The sequence below is a fragment of the Pedobacter sp. 05L430 genome (genome assembly GCF_056397585.1).
Window position 1 is genome coordinate 1 of sequence record NZ_JBFTNT010000188.1, and the last position, 17,556, is coordinate 17,556.

Annotated in this window: 18 protein-coding genes and 1 tRNA gene; 4 read left to right on the forward strand and 15 right to left on the reverse strand. The window is 40.8% G+C overall.

Annotated features, from left to right (window positions below):
- The 3 genes from AC1DG9_RS19150 to AC1DG9_RS19160 all read right to left on the reverse strand — a co-directional run.
- Window positions 1-1,361, reverse strand: a 1,361-nt coding sequence (locus tag AC1DG9_RS19150) for a TolC family protein (protein WP_477635050.1), incomplete at its 3' end; no start/stop codon positions are given.
- A 9-nt stretch (window positions 1,362-1,370) separates the two neighbouring features.
- Window positions 1,371-2,615 (reverse strand): efflux RND transporter periplasmic adaptor subunit, encoded by a 1,245-nt coding sequence (locus AC1DG9_RS19155; protein ID WP_172663452.1) that lies wholly within the window; start codon window positions 2,613-2,615, stop codon window positions 1,371-1,373.
- Between the two features lie 180 nt (window positions 2,616-2,795).
- Window positions 2,796-3,170, reverse strand: coding sequence for a hypothetical protein (locus AC1DG9_RS19160; RefSeq protein WP_288880147.1), 375 nt, complete (start codon window positions 3,168-3,170; stop codon window positions 2,796-2,798).
- A 202-nt stretch (window positions 3,171-3,372) separates the two neighbouring features.
- Between AC1DG9_RS19160 and AC1DG9_RS19165 the strand changes: the two genes are divergently transcribed.
- Window positions 3,373-3,789 carry an EamA family transporter gene (locus AC1DG9_RS19165; RefSeq protein WP_477635051.1) on the forward strand — a complete coding sequence of 139 codons (417 nt, stop codon included), beginning with the start codon at window positions 3,373-3,375 and terminating at the stop codon, window positions 3,787-3,789.
- Window positions 3,790-3,843: 54 nt separating this feature from the next.
- On the opposite strand, the gene AC1DG9_RS19170 is transcribed toward AC1DG9_RS19165, so the two are convergent.
- Window positions 3,844-6,249, reverse strand: a complete 2,406-nt coding sequence (locus tag AC1DG9_RS19170; protein ID WP_337714984.1) for a TonB-dependent receptor — start codon at window positions 6,247-6,249, stop codon at window positions 3,844-3,846.
- Between the two features lie 319 nt (window positions 6,250-6,568).
- Here AC1DG9_RS19170 and AC1DG9_RS19175 point away from each other — a divergent pair.
- Window positions 6,569-6,653 (forward strand) — tRNA-Ser (locus tag AC1DG9_RS19175).
- Between the two features lie 474 nt (window positions 6,654-7,127).
- On the opposite strand, the gene AC1DG9_RS19180 is transcribed toward AC1DG9_RS19175, so the two are convergent.
- Both AC1DG9_RS19180 and AC1DG9_RS19185 read right to left on the reverse strand, forming a co-directional pair.
- Entirely contained in the window at window positions 7,128-7,745 is a 618-nt protein-coding gene (locus AC1DG9_RS19180; protein WP_337714986.1) for a response regulator transcription factor, read from the reverse strand.
- Window positions 7,742-8,326 carry a sensor histidine kinase gene (locus tag AC1DG9_RS19185; protein WP_337714988.1) on the reverse strand — a complete coding sequence of 195 codons (585 nt, stop codon included), beginning with the start codon at window positions 8,324-8,326 and terminating at the stop codon, window positions 7,742-7,744. The genes AC1DG9_RS19180 and AC1DG9_RS19185 overlap by 4 nt, the downstream gene beginning before the upstream one ends.
- A gap of 118 nt (window positions 8,327-8,444) precedes the next feature.
- Between AC1DG9_RS19185 and AC1DG9_RS19190 the strand changes: the two genes are divergently transcribed.
- Window positions 8,445-8,756, forward strand: a complete 312-nt coding sequence (locus tag AC1DG9_RS19190; protein ID WP_337714993.1) for a hypothetical protein — start codon at window positions 8,445-8,447, stop codon at window positions 8,754-8,756.
- A gap of 3 nt (window positions 8,757-8,759) precedes the next feature.
- Here AC1DG9_RS19190 and AC1DG9_RS19195 read toward each other — a convergent pair whose 3' ends face one another.
- The 5 genes from AC1DG9_RS19195 to AC1DG9_RS19215 all read right to left on the reverse strand — a co-directional run bounded on the left by AC1DG9_RS19195 (window position 8,760) and on the right by AC1DG9_RS19215 (window position 12,410).
- Complete coding sequence (locus AC1DG9_RS19195; protein WP_477635052.1) at window positions 8,760-10,118, reverse strand: IPT/TIG domain-containing protein; 1,359 nt, start codon at window positions 10,116-10,118, stop codon at window positions 8,760-8,762.
- A gap of 479 nt (window positions 10,119-10,597) precedes the next feature.
- Window positions 10,598-11,047 (reverse strand): hypothetical protein, encoded by a 450-nt coding sequence (locus tag AC1DG9_RS19200; protein ID WP_477635053.1) that lies wholly within the window; start codon window positions 11,045-11,047, stop codon window positions 10,598-10,600.
- Between the two features lie 29 nt (window positions 11,048-11,076).
- Window positions 11,077-11,505 (reverse strand): VOC family protein, encoded by a 429-nt coding sequence (locus AC1DG9_RS19205; protein WP_477635054.1) that lies wholly within the window; start codon window positions 11,503-11,505, stop codon window positions 11,077-11,079.
- A gap of 93 nt (window positions 11,506-11,598) precedes the next feature.
- A complete protein-coding gene (locus AC1DG9_RS19210) occupies window positions 11,599-12,093 on the reverse strand; it encodes an SRPBCC family protein (protein WP_337714999.1) in 495 nt (164 codons plus the stop codon).
- Window positions 12,093-12,410 carry an ArsR/SmtB family transcription factor gene (locus AC1DG9_RS19215; protein WP_172663610.1) on the reverse strand — a complete coding sequence of 106 codons (318 nt, stop codon included), beginning with the start codon at window positions 12,408-12,410 and terminating at the stop codon, window positions 12,093-12,095. The genes AC1DG9_RS19210 and AC1DG9_RS19215 overlap by 1 nt, the downstream gene beginning before the upstream one ends.
- Before the next feature lie 466 nt (window positions 12,411-12,876).
- Here AC1DG9_RS19215 and AC1DG9_RS19220 point away from each other — a divergent pair, with 466 nt between their 5' ends.
- On the forward strand, window positions 12,877-13,506 hold the full coding sequence (locus AC1DG9_RS19220; RefSeq protein WP_172663611.1) for a hypothetical protein: 630 nt from the start codon (window positions 12,877-12,879) through the stop codon (window positions 13,504-13,506).
- Between the two features lie 397 nt (window positions 13,507-13,903).
- Here AC1DG9_RS19220 and AC1DG9_RS19225 read toward each other — a convergent pair whose 3' ends face one another.
- From AC1DG9_RS19225 to AC1DG9_RS19240, 4 genes are all read right to left on the reverse strand, one after another.
- Window positions 13,904-14,257, reverse strand: a complete 354-nt coding sequence (locus AC1DG9_RS19225) for a hypothetical protein (RefSeq protein ID WP_172663612.1) — start codon at window positions 14,255-14,257, stop codon at window positions 13,904-13,906.
- 83 nt (window positions 14,258-14,340) lie between these two features.
- Window positions 14,341-15,096, reverse strand: coding sequence for an SDR family oxidoreductase (locus AC1DG9_RS19230; protein ID WP_288880217.1), 756 nt, complete (start codon window positions 15,094-15,096; stop codon window positions 14,341-14,343).
- 89 nt (window positions 15,097-15,185) lie between these two features.
- Window positions 15,186-15,539: a helix-turn-helix domain-containing protein gene (locus AC1DG9_RS19235; RefSeq protein ID WP_246269735.1), complete on the reverse strand. Its 354-nt coding sequence runs from the start codon at window positions 15,537-15,539 to the stop codon at window positions 15,186-15,188.
- A gap of 467 nt (window positions 15,540-16,006) precedes the next feature.
- The coding region (locus AC1DG9_RS19240; RefSeq protein ID WP_477635055.1) for a M61 family metallopeptidase at window positions 16,007-17,556 on the reverse strand (1,550 nt) is incomplete at its 5' end.

Here is a 17,556-nt window from a genome sequence, read left to right on the forward strand (position 1 = left end):
TCCTTTTCCTGCAAAGCGATGTTCAGATCGGTAATGCTCAAGTCGTTCAGCAGGTATCTTTTCTGCGCGATTTCATAGCGCTGGGTTGCAGTGAGATCTGCTTCTGCGTTGGTTTGCATTTGTTCTTTGATCATCGCAAACTGTCTCAGAATGGTATAGATCTCTTGCTCAAAGTTTATTTGTGCCTGCTTAACGGTTGCGGCTATCAACTTGCGATTGGACTGTGCCGTTTTAATTCTCGAAGCCGAACGTCCCCAGTCCAGAATAGGGATCTGAAAACCCAATCTTATTTCCTGCTGGTCCTTAGCACGGCTATATATTCCCGGAAGCCGATCCGCTACATTGGTCAATCCAAATGTTCCAAAGAGGTTTACTTTCAGGCCGTTTTCTCCCCGTGCTTTGGCAACGTCCTTATCCGCTTCAAGCAAAGCCCGTTTAAACTCTATGGATTTCTGACGGTTATCTTTTGCCTGCTGGACAGCAATTGCAGGATCTACCTCAAAAGTCAGCAGATGTTCAGGAAGGATAAGCTTAATCTGGTTATCCGCAGAAAAACCAATAAAGGATTTTAACTGAAGGTCAGCCGTTTCTGCATCCACATTGGCCTGAGCCACAGCTTTCCTTGCGTTCAACACCCCCAGTTTTAATCGTAGCAGTTCGTCTTTGGACAACCGACCCAGGGCTGCTTTGCCTTCACCGATTTTGTAAATGGTCTCATTGTTCGACAGATTTTTAACGGCGATATCCTTGTTGATCTGGGCAATCAGCAAACCAAAAAACAGTTCTGAGGCATCTCGTCCCACCACTTCCATGTCTTCTTTGTACTTTTTCTGTGATTCTTCATAACGCAAAGGTTCGATCTTCTGATCCCACAATAGAGAATTGAAGGCAAACAACGGCTGATTCAGGCCGATGATCAATGGATTCCCATTGTAACGGGTTTGTTTGCGGTCGAAATCTGAGAACCTCAATACATTGGAGCCAAGGAATACTTGTCCGCCGGTTAAACTGATATTTTGTGTGAGGCCAAGGTTGATTTGAGAATTATCGTTAATCACGGGCTTAAATTCTACTGTTCCATCTGGCTGGATCACCGGGATATTGGTTTTACTAAATTGTGGCAAAGTCCCATCCAGCGTAAGTTGTGGATTATAATTTGATTTAAATGTTCTATACTGCCAATACTGATTTTCACGAATGGTCTCGGCCTGTACAGCTGCTGTAGAATGCATTTTGGCGATACCGATAACATCGTTCAACTTTAATTTTACGGTATCACTATCCCCCTGACCTTTCCCGAGAATGGGCGTGAGAATCGCTGAAAATAATAGGATGGTTTTGAACATGATTTTGTGTGTCATTTGTTTTAGCTATTTGATCTTAACTTTACTGAGATGAATAAAGTCCTGCATCTCTGAGGTGATGACTTTTTCCCCTGCTTTAAGACCTGAAAGAATTTCCACATAATCGCTATTGCTTTCGCCAACTTTCACCTGGCGGGACACCGCATTGTCGCCCTCAATCACAAATACCTTTTGTTGTTCGGATCCATTAAACGCAGCGCCATTCTTAACTCTTATGGTATGCTCCTTGTAAGAGGTGACGACAAAAACATCAACCTTCAGGTTAGAGCGGAGCAGCTTTGAACTTTTATTGCTTAAGTTAATTGAAAATTTCACGGTTCCATCCTCCACAGCTGGCTGTACATTGCTAATATTCCCGAGCAAGTCCGTTTTAGCGATCCTGACTACAGCCGTTCTACCTGATTTAACCTCATCAGCATACGTATCAGAGATGCTGGCTTCAACCTTAAAACTGCTCAGGTCTGCAATACGCACCAACTCTTCGCCTTCATTGATTTCTGCACCGATCTTACTATTGACCCAGGTGATTACCCCGTTTCTTGGCGAAGAAATGGACGCATTTTTCAGTTTATCACTGATTCCTTTGATGTCCTTCTCCCGAATGTTGATTTCATACCCCAGGCTTTTCAGATCGGCCTGCATTGTTGCCTTCTGATTATCCATTTGGTTTTTGATCTGCTTCAGTTCGAGTTGTGCCACATTTAAGGTTAGGCGGGCCTGTTTGACATTTTCATCCGTACTCCCGCCAATCGCCAAGAGTGATTGTTCGTGATCCAGTGCCGTTTCCAGACTACTGATTTTCATTTGTTTAATGGAATACTGAGTCTTTAACTCATCGAGGGTTTTCTGCAGGCCCAGAGACAATTGGTTTATTTTGTTACGATTGACATGCTGCTCCTCATTCAGTTTTTCAAAGGAGAGCAACGCTGACTCCTTGTTCAGGCGCAAAATGGATTGGCCGGCAAGTACCTTTTCGCCAGCATTAAACATTACCTGCTCAATCCTTGCATCTACCGGTGAGCTGATGGTGAATTCATATTCGGGAGTAATAATCCCTGACGCAGGCACGGTCGCCTCCATCCTGCCTACCTCTGCAACTGAGGTACTGAGCGCACTTCCTTTTACTGCAGGCTCAACGATACTGCTAAATTGAATAAACCCAAAAGCGATTGCCAGGGCAACAACACTACCGATAATGTATATCCTGGTTCTTCGCCTGGCTTGTTCTTTGGATGAAATTTCACGGTCCATATGTATACTAATTTGAACCCTATGTTCCAATAGAAATGCCAGAAGTAACAAGCTAAAAATAAGCAAGTTACAATTAAGCTATAAAATTCAACTGTCTCATTGTGGACAGTATGTCTTAAAATGAACAGGAAATGGGCGATTTATAGGAAATTCAAATGGACGCGTCGAGGTAGAGACATGTCAGACACTACGCTTGCTTTTTTTTTCATCCAATTGCTGAAGAAATTTCTGAAAGCGGCTGATTTGGCTATTCAAATTATGCAGAATTACTTCCTGTTGTTGATTTAATTCGGTTAAATCAACGATCTTACCTTTCAGTTGTTTGATCGTCTCCACATTCAAAGCGATATCCAGTTCTTCAGGATCCAGGTACTGAAAAAAATTTCTTTTAAGCACCCCGGAAATCTGCACCAGGAGATATACATCAATCTTTTCGCTTTTAAATACCTGACTAAGCTTAAGGCCAGGTACATCAAGTTTCTCGGTCAGTTGTAACTGAGTATACCCCTGTGTTTTCATTTCCTTCCAGATGAGATTACCGATTTTCGAATACATTTGATTGTGTAGCGATTATTTTTATTGTCTATAGATGCAGCCCTACCCATAGTAAAACTAACATTGAATTTAGGAGAAATTCTGAAGTTGGATTTGAAGCCTATTTTCCGTTGACCTGGAAAAATCAAGACAGAATAAGATTTAGGCTAAGGCTATCGGAAAACAATGGCTTATAACTATATTTAACATCAAAGCATAAAATATGTGGTGGATATATGCATTACTTTCTGCATTTTTTGCAGCGCTGACAGCTGTCCTGGCAAAAATTGGAATAAAAGGTATCGATTCAAATCTGGCTACAGCAATCAGAACCGTTGTCATACTGTTATTGGCCTGGGCAATTGTTTTCTTTAAAGGTGGACAGACCGGCATTTCCGGCCTGACCAAACAAAACTGGGTATTTCTGATCCTCTCAGGTCTGGCAACAGGACTGTCCTGGATATTTTATTTTAAGGCCCTTCAAATGGGCAAGGTCTCTCAAGTAGCCCCTGTAGATAAGGCCAGTGTTGCGATCRCCTTAATCTTATCGGTTATCTTTCTTGGGGAGCCATTGACATACAAAACTATAATTGCGGTACTCATGATCATTGGCGGCACAATCATCCTCATTTTTCAATAGCAAAAATTGATCTTTTTCTGGAAATGCCGGATTGATCCAGAGTGCTCTTAGGAACTAAAACTTATAACTGTAACCCAGCCTAAAAACCTGGGTTTCCAGATAGTCGGTGCTGATGAGGCTAAACCCATTGCCCCTCACTTCTCTCCTTGGGTTAAGCGTATTGAACAGATCGGTACCATTTAAAAATAATTCACCCCTGCCATTTTGAACCTGCTTTTTCACACCCATATCAACTGAAAATCTCGACCCTATTTTTCCCTGGGGAATGATATCAGGCGCCAAGTAAACGGCGGAAAATTGCAATTCTGTTTTTTTAGGTAATTTAAACATCCCATTCAGCTTTGAATTCCATGAGGTAATGCTCTCCCTTGGCATGGTATATTGTGTGGGAACAGGGTATCTGTTGTTTATTGTAAATGCATCTATCGTGTTTCGGTATAGGGATACACCCGTATTGAACGAGAACCAGGTGGCCACATCCTGCTGATAAGTAATCTCCCCACCAGTATTCCGGCTTTCACCTGCATTTTGAAAAATATTGTAGATTAAGGTATTACCAGGTACCACTGTGGCAATCCTGGTAATAGTTGCATCAATCATCTTATGATAAATTGCAGAGTATACACTCCCCTTATTCCATGTTAGTTTATGCCCCAGTTCTATACTTTTGGTAAACTGCGGACGCAAGGTGGGATTGCCTACCTTAATCACCTCTGGTTCATCGTACTTAGGGAAGATCCGGATATCTACTTCATTTGGACGGTCGACCCTTTCATTGTAAAATACCGAAATCTTATTTTTATCGCTCAGTTTATAAGATAATCTCAGATTGGGAAAGGGACGCGTATAGTCATATCCATCACTGCTATATGTATTATGATTTGGGTTCACGTCATACTCGACCTTTACATATTCAAATCTCAGGCCTGCTTCCAGCTCAAAACGATTGCTCTCAAATATATAATTACCATACACTGCAGGAATGGTTTCCTTATAATCGGCCCATCCACCCGCATTTACGTCTAAAGGAGAATTCAGACCAGGAAAGAACTGCATATCCGTGGGGATGGTCCTTCTTCTAAATTTGATTCCGGCYTCCAGCCGGCCATGTTTCAAAGGCCTGATATAATCCAGATTTAAATCTGCTACATGTTCGTCAGAAAGCAGCTTAAAGGAATCCTCACCTGTGAAGCTGGGCATGATATTCGTAAAGAAATACTTTTCATCTTCCCTGTGAAACGTATAGTTGAAACCAGCATTCAGTAAATGCCCTGGCTGAACAAATTTGTGCTGGTACAAAGCTGAGGCTGTCGCGGTATATTTTACCTCGTCTTCGAGGAACTGCCAAAGGCGGTTCCTTACTGAGAAATCACTATTAAAGTAGGGAATATCTCCCCTGTCCAGAATCTTCTCCCTGTTCAGATAAGCTGAAAGTGTGAAGGTATTTCTATCATCCGGGTTCCAGTCCATTCCGGTCTTAATCGTAGAAAATGTAGTGGTCCTGTTCCGCTTCACTTGCTGATTGATTACCGTTCCGTCATCGTAAACACGCTGAGCGAAATCATTTCGGTTCAATGTCTGGGTGTACAACCAGTCGCCCTGCAAAAAAGTATTCATTTTATTTTTACGATAATTGAGTGAGACTGATGGGTTCAGCTTTGGGGTTGCCTGGTATTGCGGACGTATGGTAGGCAGGTTTTCCTTCCTGATCCATAAGGCACCCAGCCCGGTGGTCAGACCTATTTTCCCATTAAACCCTTCCTGTCTGTTCTTTTTATAGATGATGTTAATGATTCCTGCATTCCCATTGGCATCATACCTGGCTGAAGGGTTATTGATAATTTCAATGCTTTCGATTGCAGATGCAGGGATATTGTCTAAACCCGTCTGACTGCCGAAACCTGTTACCGCATTTTGTTTCCCGTCAATCAATACGGCCACCTTATCATTTCCCCTGAGCTGCACTTTTCCATCCTGAATAGTAACCCCGGGAATATTTTGCATCGCCTGCAATACTGAACCTCCGGTTTGTGTTGCATTATTGGCCAGAGTAAAAGTCTTTTTATCCATTCTAGCGGAGACCCCATCGGATTGCCCGGCAACGATTTTTACCTCATTCAGGACCTTGGCATCTTCTTCCAGTTCAATTAAACCAAGATCCAGGAAATTGCTCAATGTGCCCGCTGTAAAGGGCTGTCTGATCGTCTTAAAACTCACCATCGATATTTCCAAGATGTAATTTCCGTTTTTTACGCCGGCCAGGCTGAACCGACCTTCATCGTTTGTAACCGTACCAACTACAAAGCTGCTGTCCTTAGCTGCTTTAAAAACCACATTCACATACGGAATGGCAATTTTATTGCCATCTCTGATCATTCCAGATACGGTAACGCCTGAACTGGTCTGCGCACTGACAAAGAAAGGAAGTATTAAAAGCAAAAGGGAAATAAATCTATACACGATTATCTTTTTACCCAAAGCTGCATCTCAAATCTGAAGAAATGTTGAACCACATCTTTTTTGTTTTACTTTAGGAATTCTTCTTTTTCCTGAGACTCGAGAATAGCAATATTTTGCGGATCGAGACCATATTTTGGCATGATAATATCGTTTTCGATGCGTATCCAATATTACTTCTCAACTTTTGTTTTCAGGCTAACTGTTATAAAAAAGTTGTATTTCAACGGATTAAGCATTTATATATTCCCCATATTAATTTAATATGAAATATATGTGAATCTTAGTTTGTAGAATCAATTTGAGTTTGTACTTTTGCGCCGGAGAGCTGGCAGAGTGGTCGAATGCGGCAGTCTTGAAAACTGTTGACTGTCATAGGTCCGGGGGTTCGAATCCCTCGCTCTCCGCAGTAAGTACAAAAGCGCGTGTTTTAGAACACGCGCTTTTATTTTTACACAACACTGATAATCAATGATTTATATAACAACAAAAAAGAACAACCTGTGATAGGTATTAACGATTTGAGCTAAAATAGACCCTTAAACCCCCAAAGAGCATTAGGGATTCGAACACCTTCAATTGACATCCTCAGYGGTCAAAAGCGCAAATTTCACTTAAAAATTAAGTACTTTTCTGGCCTTCTACTCTTGACATCTTTTAGTTATTACAAAGGATTTGTAAAAATGCAAATAATATGTGGCTGATATATCATCATTAATCACATCAGCAGGCAGTTTCTCCCCGATATTAGCCATTATTACTTCTACACCCAGCAATTAATTGTTGCCTAAGTGGGCATTTCGGCAGATCTGGCCATTAAATCCGCGTTTATCGTGACAGTGGATTTCGCTTCAAGATTTACCTAATGCACAATACAGGCTTCAGATAAGTTCCGTTTGCACAGCCATTTTAACCAAAGATGCAATGTTACGCGCCTGAAATTTAGAAAGTAGGTTTTTTCGGTGTGTATCAACTGTAGTTACACTCACAAAAAGTTTAAGCGCAATTTCGTTATTGGTTAGGCCGTCGGCGATAAATTCCAGCACTTCTTTTTCTCTCCGGGTAAGGATAATTGTTTTATTTTCCTGTTCACGGAGTAGCTGAAAGGCATCACTACTCATATAGGACCTTCCCATCCTCACTGTAAAAATAGCCGCTAACAATTCGTTTTTTGTGGCATTCTTAAGCACATAACCCGATGCTCCGTTTTCAATTATCTTTTTGATAAAGCTTTGCTGATTAAAGGTGCTTAAACCAAGAATATGAATAGCGGGGTACTTTTCTTTTATGATTTTACAGAGCTCTATTTCACTTTCTTTACCTAAATTAATATCCATTAATATCACATCGGCTTGGTGATGCTTTAAAAAGGCCAGGCAAGATTCAGTAGAAGTAGCATGTCCCAGCCACTCAATACGCTTTTCATCCTGCAGCAACGAACGAACCCCTTCAATAACCAGGTAATGATCATCAACAATTAAAACACTTACAACGTTCATATCTTAAATTCAATTAACACCGAAGTACCCTTTTCTGGCTCGCTTTTAACATCTATTTTTCCCTTTAAAAAATCAACCCTATTTTTAATATTGGCCCAGCCAATTCCGCGCGTTTCAGTTAATAAATCCGGGTTAAATCCTTTGCCATCATCTTCTACAGTTACTGTTATAATTCCGTCGCTTTTAGCCAGTTGCACAATGGCAGTATTAGCCGAAGCGTGTTTCATGGTGTTATTTAACAATTCTTGCACTATTCTAAAAATGGTTATTGCTGTTGTATTATTAAGGTTAGCCGTTTCCATTCCAATAGACTGATAATCGACCTGCAATGCTCCAGTAAGATTTATATCTGCACAAAAATCCTTTAAAGCCGTATCCAAACCAAATTTTACCAAGGCTTCCGGCATCATATTGTGAGCCACTCTGCGCATTTCTTTTATGGAACTGTCCAGCATATCCATACTTCTATTAAATGCCCTTGCGTTTTCCGGCGTCATTACTAAATTTCCTTGCATATGTCCAAATGAGTGTTTTAAACCTGAGAGCATACCGCCCAGGCCATCGTGTAAATCTTTAGCCAAACGCGTTCGCGATTTTTATGCAGGCGCGTACACTTTGCAAAATAATGCGTACTATTTTGCAAATCCGTATCTTTACATCATCAAGTACCAGCTAACTATTAAAAAGCTAAATTAAGGTATGCCAGAACTTATCTTTATCACGGGCTGCAATGCTGCAGGCAAATCTACTTTTATCCGAACAAGATTGAACGAACTGGAGGGGTTCGAAATTCTGATGACAGATGTTTACAAAAGCCGGACTAAAGAACTTGCCTTAAAAGCCATAGCCGATAAAAAAGACATCGTTCTGGAAACAGTATTTAATGACAGTTCCTTTATTAACATTGTTGAGGCAGCAAGGAAAGTTTTATATTTATCTGGCTTTTCTTATTTTGTAAACAAATCGACTTTTACTGATGTGGTACTATGTTTACATCCTATTTTAACATGACATCTATTGGATCATAAATTTCACAATCAAGCTCCCTGTCTTGCCCATACTTGACGGCTCATACATACGGCGACCATAGTTGACGGCGGCGCTGATGTACATATTTCCGGATGGGTCGAAAGTTATGCCGGTATAGCTCATAGTGAGAAATGAAAACGTACCTGTAAGATCGTAAAACTCTGAGGAATTTAATGCTTTGTTTACCATGAATACCGGGCCAAATGTACAGCAGCCGCCTGATGCGACCGTGCCGTTATTATAGGACGATCCGGGTAAAAATAAATTGCCGGCTACATCTACCGCAAGCATAGATGTAAATCGTAAAGTTACAGACCCTTTGCCCCCCGTCCAACTAGCCATTTGCTTTGGTATCGGCCCAATAGTGCTTACAATGCCGGCGGGTGTTATTTTACGAATGTAATAAGCGCTACTCTCGACACCCCTGATATCATAATCACCATCGCTTACATAAACATTACCAGAGGCATCAGTGGCAATATGATTCAGGTTGCCATAGCTTCCAAAAGCGGCTKAGGTACCCTGGCCATCCACTTTTCCGGCTGTTGCCTTACCCGCAAAGGTACTTACCTGCCCTGCCGGGGTAATTTTACGAACGCGATAAACATCCGTAACAAACAAATTTCCAGAAACGTCAATAGTCATACCTGCCGGAGCGGTAAACTGGGCTGCAGTACCAAGCGCATCAGCATACCCTGAAACGCCGCTGCCCGCAAAAACGCTTACTGCTCCAGCAGATGTAACTTTATATATTTTAAAATCATTAGTTCCCACCGTATAAACGTTGCCTGCTCCGTCTACAGCTATGCCACCCAACTTAGTGCTGCTGTTGCCCACTTTGGTCAGCATACTTTTAACTCCAGCCGGGGATATTTTAAAAACGGTGTCCGTATTGGTATTCACATAGACATTTCCGGTGACGTCGGCAGCCATGTTTACGATAGAGGCACCATCAAACGCATTATCGGCCGGAATTTTAGTGATAACAAAGGATCTAACCGTAAAATTTGCAGGAAATAGGATGACCGTATCCTTATTAGTTACCGTAATCTGACCGGTGGTAGCTTCTTCAGGTACTACAACGATCATTTGGGTAGCTGTTATTGACTTTATGGTGGCAGATTTACTATTAAATTTTACACTGGTCGTACGCAGAACGGTGTCAAAGCCAGCACCTGTAATCGTTACAATCGTTCCCTTCATCCCCTGTAAAGGACTAATATTAGTAATAACAGTCTTTATCGGAGTGGTATTTATGGGCGCGCTTTTTTTGCATTGCACTGTAAAAATGGCCGTAACAATTATACCGATTATAGCCAGGTAATTTCGTGATTTTTTCTTCATAGTTTTCAAAGTTTATTCTCATTGAGTCACGAGTACAAGTAAACTATCAGCCCAGCTTTTGATCCTCCTTCTTGCATTTATAACATCATTTAAAGCAGTATGTTCGCATCACAATAAGAGGGGGATAAAATTGCTTTATCGAGATTGATCTTATACGAAACTACGACTTTAGTAAATAGGCTACAATACCCATATTTGGGTATTGTAATCATAGCAGCGACTCAGATAGTGCTGCTTCCTGATCACAATAGGTTGTTCCATTGAAATACTTTTCTTTGTAGTACTACTCACACAAGTCGTTAAAGGCTTCGTTTATTACTTTCAATAGCTATGAATTCCGGCAAATAATTTGGAGTACATCCATCTTTTATAAAGGACGATGAATCCAGCGTTCGTAAGTCAATTCAAATTTAGTTTCGCCATTGGTGAAATAGCTGCAGCAAGATGACCCGTATCCTCACAACAGACGGCATGGAAATTTAACCTCGCTTTTCCCAGCAACCTTTTTCGTCAAGAATTTTTAAATACCTGTTATATTCCTCCTTAGCATGATAAAGTAGATATAGATGATTGGTTAGCGCTGTGAGAAAATTAAAGAAAATTGAAAACTCTTCTTTCGAATTATAAAGCCCACCCCACTCATTTAATATCCATTTTAATGTTTTTCCATTCCGAGTGGTGACCGAAAATTCCAGGTAAGGCATATCAGCTTCAGTTTTTTTGTAATAGTCGAGCTGTAGCCTGTAAATAGCTATTAACATTAACGGCAAGGAGATCAGTAATAGCCAGGTCGGGAAAAGTGGGTTCGGATGCGACGGTAAAACGATGGTTAGGACTGTTAGTGAAAGGGTCAGCAACGTGGAAAAAAACCAAAACAGAATAGTTGAACTTTTTTGGCTATTATTAAAATGGAAGCGATAGGTTTTCATAAATGACTATTTTGAAGTAAACTTGTCCGCTATAAGCTCGGATCAAATTCCACGATCCATTCAATACCATATTTGTCTCTAAACATTCCGGCGTWTGTATTCCAAGGGCTGTCACCCATAGGCCCTTCAACCTCGCCCCCTACAGATAGGCCGCTAAATATCTGGTCTGCCTCTTCTCTACTTTCAGCACTGACCACTATTTTAGATCTGTTTTCGTTCTCGTTTACCTGTCCCATAAATTCGGGAACGTCATTGGCTATTAATACATTCTTTTTGCCAATAGGCAAAGCAATATGCATGATTTTGTTAGCCTCATGTTCTGCTATCGAAAATTCAGCACTTGCTAAATCTTTAAAACGAATGATCTTTGCGAACTCTCCGCCAAAAACTGATTTGTAAAAAGTGAATGCTTCTTCGGCATTGCCATTGAAGTTTATCCACGGATTAATTGCTCTCATAGTTATTCTATTTAAATGGTTAAATTTTATACTAGTATTCTCCGGTTTTAAGCATTCACGTTGCGAATGTGCCCCACCATTTTCTCCCTATATCTATTTCGGTAAGGAGACCAGCAGTTCTTCGAGGTTTTTCAAAGTCATAATGAAGCCTATTTTGAAGCCCTCTAATAATTTCTCCAGTCGTTCAAACGATTCATTAAAGATGGTAATATTCACTTTAGTGATGCCGTTTTTTTCGCTGAAACTGTAATCCCATTCAGAACCCGGCAATTCACGGTTTTCGTCTTTATCAGCAAACGTGTTGTACATCTTAAAATTGATTTTCGGGGTAATAGAAGTAAATTCCTGCACCGCCCAACGCTCCTGCCCATCGGGGCTGATCATGGCATAAAACCGGCGTCCACCTTCTTTAAAATCCATGTACTTGGTTTTGGCACGCATCGGCGCAGGCGCCCCCCATTGGTCCAGCAGCTCAGCCTTAGTAAAGGCATCCCATACTAAAGACTGTGCGGCATTAAATTCTCTGGTGATGTATACTGTTTTCGCCGTTTTATCAACGTTAAAATCAAATAGCAAATCGTTGTTCATTATTCCTTTGTTTTAATTATTGTTAATAATTGGTCCAATTGGTTAAATTGAGTTTCCCAGTTTTGTCTGAATTGGGCTAACCAATTATCAAATTCCTGCATTTTTTTCGCGTTAAAGTGATAGTAAATTTCCCGGCCAGTCTGCTCAGGTTTTATCAATTCACATTCGTATAACACTTTAATATGTTTTGATACCGCCTGCCGGGTCATATCAAATTTTTCTGCCATTACATTCGGCGTCAAAGCCTGAATGGCAAGTAAAGTCAAAATAGCCCTGCGTGTAGGGTCGGCTATAGCTTGGAATATGTCTTGTTTCATTTTGCAAATATTTAATCAGCAACCTTCAGGTTGCAAATATATGCGCAACTTTTGGGTTGCGCAAATTTATTTAAGTTTTTTTGGAAGAGGAATCGAAGTTTTAAAAGAGCATGTTGAGAAAGACCAAATGAGTTTTATAATAGTTTGCTTCCGTTCCTTCATATTCGTTTAAGCCATCTGCTGTTCAAAACTGAACAACGCATGTCCACTATCGGACAAAGATTCACAAGAAAGACCCAAATATTGTATTTACACCCCATATTATACGTTGTGGCATAAAAATGGAAACCACAATCACGAAATCAAACCATGCAACGATGTTTCTACTTAATTTCAAACTATCCCTGCGCGGCCTTTTGGAAAACCAATATTCCTCGCTCATCAACATCATCGGTCTCCATGTAGAGTTGGCGGGCCGTCTGCTACCAATCACCATCCAACCCAAAACTATTAAAGCAATTAAAATATGAACAAGTTTACCTGCTATCTCTTTGCCTTGACCCTCAACTGCCTATGTACTAAGGTAGTGGCGCAAAATAAGCCAGTATTTGACGGCCCTTCCTGGAAGCCACCCTATCAGCTTGAGCTGGACGGCTGGGGAATCGAACGTTTTCCCATCCCAATAGACTTCGCACCATCCATTACATACACTGGTGTGGAAGATATCCGGTTTACCAAAGGCTGGAGCAACCAGAAAAGCCCTGAATATTGGTCGTATGCGTTCCTATGGCTGCTGGACAATGCTCCTGTTCAAACTACAGTGATCCTCCAAAAAAACCTGAATGCCTATTATGACGGCCTTGTAGACAGGAACATCACCAAGCGAAACATTCCCAAAGCCCTAATCATCAAGACTGAGACCAAACTCCGGGCGATAAAAACAGAAAAAGGAGACATGCATACTTTCCAGGGAACTATCCGTATGCTCGATTATATGGCACAGAAACCAATACTACTTAATGCAAAAATCCATATCAAAAAATGCCCGGGAAGCATGCAAATAATTGTTTTTTACCAGCTATCTCCCAAACCGCTTACTAAACCGATATGGACGAAGCTAAATGCGCTATGGAGCCGTTTTAAATGCGGAGGATAAAAACGCGGTTGATCTCATACCTTTTACAAAAAATTAATAAAATATTGAAATCTCTGCTCCAATTCGGCCACCTTGCATCCCATAGGCAAAACACTACCCCTTGAAGAGGTCAATTCTATGGTAAATTCCTACGGGGCCTTTATACCGATCTCGATGCCGAATACACAACCTTATTTGATGGTGTAATAACTCTATTGTCGAGCCTTAAAGAGCAAGACAAAATTGTGATCGTGCTGAGCAACAAAGACTTAAGATTTCAGCAAGGTATTCGGTTCATAGTTCGCTAAAAGACACATAATTTATCGTTCGTTTGGATACACAGGACTTCATGAAACAGCACAAGACCAAATCTTTGGAATTGTATGTGAATAAAGCCAGCATGTATATAATTTGTCTCCTAGCTTACTTTCACCATTGGGTGCTGGAGGTAAATAATAACTAAGGACAGCAGGAAGAAAGGTACTTCAATCATCACCCCTTTAAGATCTCTGCCCAGTAAATGAAAACAGATAATTAACAGGATACCTGCTGCCATCAGGAAATTCCCCCAGACGAAAGTTTTAGGAATGAGCATCAGGACAACACTCAACAGCGTAAAGAAACCTAAAGCCATCACCCCCTGCTTGCCGATGCTCCATTTGCCAAACAGTTCCAGCATTTCGGTTTTACCCGAAAACATCGCCCAGCCTTGTTTGGTTCCCATGTAAGCAGCAAAAAGCATGAGTATGGTGTTTATAATTTTGATTATCATGATTTTAAGTTATGGATTTATCCAGGCAAATAAAAATGCAAGAGCAAAAATCCTATATCACTTAGGACTTTTGCTTGAAACCTCTATCTTGTAGTGTACCCTCCGTTCGCAAAAATGGTCTGCCCTGTAATCCACCAGCCATCTGTTACTAAAAATTCCACCAGCGGGGCAATGTCCTCAATCCGGGTAAGCCCCCCTAAAGCTGATGCCGATTTATGATAGGCAACAGCATCCTCCGACTCCTGTCCATAAAAAAATGGCGTATCCATTGGACCAGGAGCAACCGCAGTAACTGAAATCCCCCTATCTCCAAACTCTTTTGCTGCCGCACGGGTAAAATCCTCAACAGGTGCCTTTGCACCAGCATATGTCGAGTAATAACCCGTAAATGCAGCCAGTAATGAAGTCACTATAGTACAGATCTTACCATTATCGTTCAATTGTTTTCCAGCTTCCTGTAAAAAGAAATAAGCCTGTTTTGAATTGATGTCGAACATGCTATCGTACTCTGCTTCGGTTGTGTCTAAAAATGGTTTTTTCAGCACTTTACCCACCGTATTGATCGCAATATCAATACCACTAAATTTGGCTTTTGCTTCCGCAAACAGCTTTACCACATTTTCCACCCTGGTTAAATCGGCCTGGGTAAGGTAAGCCTCGCCACCAGCTGAGATAATATCGGCCAAGGTCTTCTCTGCATCAACTCTTGTTGACTCACTATTGTAATGGATCACTACCTTCGCTCCTTTTGCCGCTACATTTCTGCTAATTAAGCCACCCAGGTTTTTTGCACCTCCTGCGATCAGCACTACTTTACCTTTTAAATCGTTCCTGCTCATAATAAATTTTTTAAGATTATTGATAGTATAAAATTCAGCTATCGCCCTTTAAATAACATGGTGAACTTTTCGGAGCTTTCAGGTATTCGCTATTTTTTATGCAGTTTTCTAAACGCCCCAGGTGTTTGTCCGGTAAATTTTCTGAAGAATTTTGAAAAATTGGAGGGATCATACGTCAATCTCTTCGCAATGTCTGCAATAGAACGGTCCGTATGGAGCATCATTTCTTTTGCCTGTTCTACGATTTTCAAATCATAGAAATAACAGGGATGGTGACCCATTGTTTGCTGAATGGTATCGGTCAGGTGGGTATGAGAAACACATAAGGCGCTTGCGATTTCGTTCAAGGTCAACATTTCAGTGGCCTCACCGCTGACAATTTCAGCTAGATGAAGGTCTAAAAAATCAAAATAGGTCCTGGTAATTTCATCCCCACGTTTCATTGGCTTATTTGCGTTTAACATAAATAGGAAATTGCAAAGATTATCATAATTTAAGGTTTTCGCATGGTGAACTTTTCGGTATCGCTTTTTACTCAATTTACAAATCAGGTGGCATTAAAAAAGACAGCTATCTAAATTGGGATGTTCAACAGTCTTAATTTCCCCCTTGTCGTTTCTGCATTAATTTCCTGTAGAAATTTCAGGAGGCTACCTTAGGGTTGTCAGTGGGCATGGTTTATTTTGAATAAAAAAAATCATGAAAAAACTTGACCTGGCAAAAAAATACAAGCCCTACTATACCGCAAAGTTATCCAATCGGTATTTTAAGCAGTATACTTCAAGGTATACTGTTTTACCGGAGAGAACTATCAAAAACCGGCCAAAGTATGCCCGAAGTATACTTCCATCCCCGTTTGCAATGCAATAAGAGGGGTTCAACCAGACCTTGTAGACAAAATGGGTTCTGCTTATTGGTTTATCCATGCCTTTCTCAACGAAAGTTGACCACTGGAGGGGTTATTCATTTCAAAAACAGTTTTTGCGGCTTCATCATAATCGAGTCCTACCTTCATCAAACTCTCTTTTAAAGAAATTGTTTGTCCCTCTTCGACATAATCTTTAAAAAACTGACGAATCTCGGGGAATGTAAATGCAGTAATTACATTAAACAAGTCTTCGTCTTTAAAAGCTTTTTCAGGACCATATTTTTTAACCAGCTTTTGCATTAATTCCTGTGTACCAAGCTTTCCATTGGAAAGTTCTCTTAAGCGAATGTCAAGGCATAAACCTATCAAGGCACCTTTTTGGTAAAAATTCATATACTGATCCTGCCTTTTGATCGCATTAGTGCTCATCACAGTCATAGACAAGTTATTATCGAATCCTTCCATACCCTTGATTTTGGCTTCGATCTTTTTAGCAAACTGCTGAAGGCTGATCATCCGTTGTTTTATGGGCATATGCATGGTCGCATATTCAGTCATACCTTCATAAAGCCAGAGGTGCCTTGACAATACAGGGTTAAGAAAATTAAAATCCTGTACTTCCTTAGAATGGATATTGAGTGGCGTCAGAATATGAAAAAACTCATGAGAAGCAACATCAATTAATGCCTCGGGAAGCTGGTCTAAAGTTTCCGAACCGTACAGGCATACAGTGGAATTGCTGTGTTCAAGGCCATCAGCCATCAGTCCCCTTGGGATTTTTTCATGATAGATCAGAAATGCATACTCATTAACAGGCAATCTCCCGCCAAGGTATGCCTGCTGACTCCTTAAAATCGTGTCCAATCTGGAGGCTAAGGTTTTTGAATAAGATTGATGCGACTGCGAATAAAAGGAAACCAGGACTTTCGCATTCCCCACTGTGATCCAGGTGGTGTCTGGTACGCAATACATGACAGGTGCATCGACCAGATGACGGTAATCTTTTGCTGAAACCACATCTATAGTATCGTTCTGATGGGTGTATTCCAAGGCAGATGAGGGATAGAATTCCCGGTTTTTCTTTACCGTCACCTTGTAGCCTTTATTTCTAACTTTTTCAAAGTAACCGACGAGCGCATTATAGTTTAGGATAAAAAGTTTGTCTTTTTTAAAGGTACTTTCGGCAGATTTTGCTCCCGGAGTATTTTGCGGCAGATCCTCCCAACCGCTGGATACTTCATAGGTTATTCTAGCAGTATTCTTCAAGTCAGGCACGATCCAGGTATTCGTATCTAATCTTTTAACGGTGATTGGCTCTCCCTTCTTATTAAATGCCTTAAATGCGGAAACGTATTGACCAAAGTTCATCGCGTCATAGTAGCCCGGAATTAGCTTAGGCATTACAAATTTAGCTTCTCGCTGATTGGTTTTGGGTGGTACAAGGGAAACCTGCACCCTATTATCTCGCATATTCAACAAATCGATTTTATATTGATACTTATTGGTTTGAGACTGCGCCGATAATCTTGTTGAACAGATGAGTATTGCTACTATCAATAGGAACTTATTCATAGACATAATTTCTATAATAT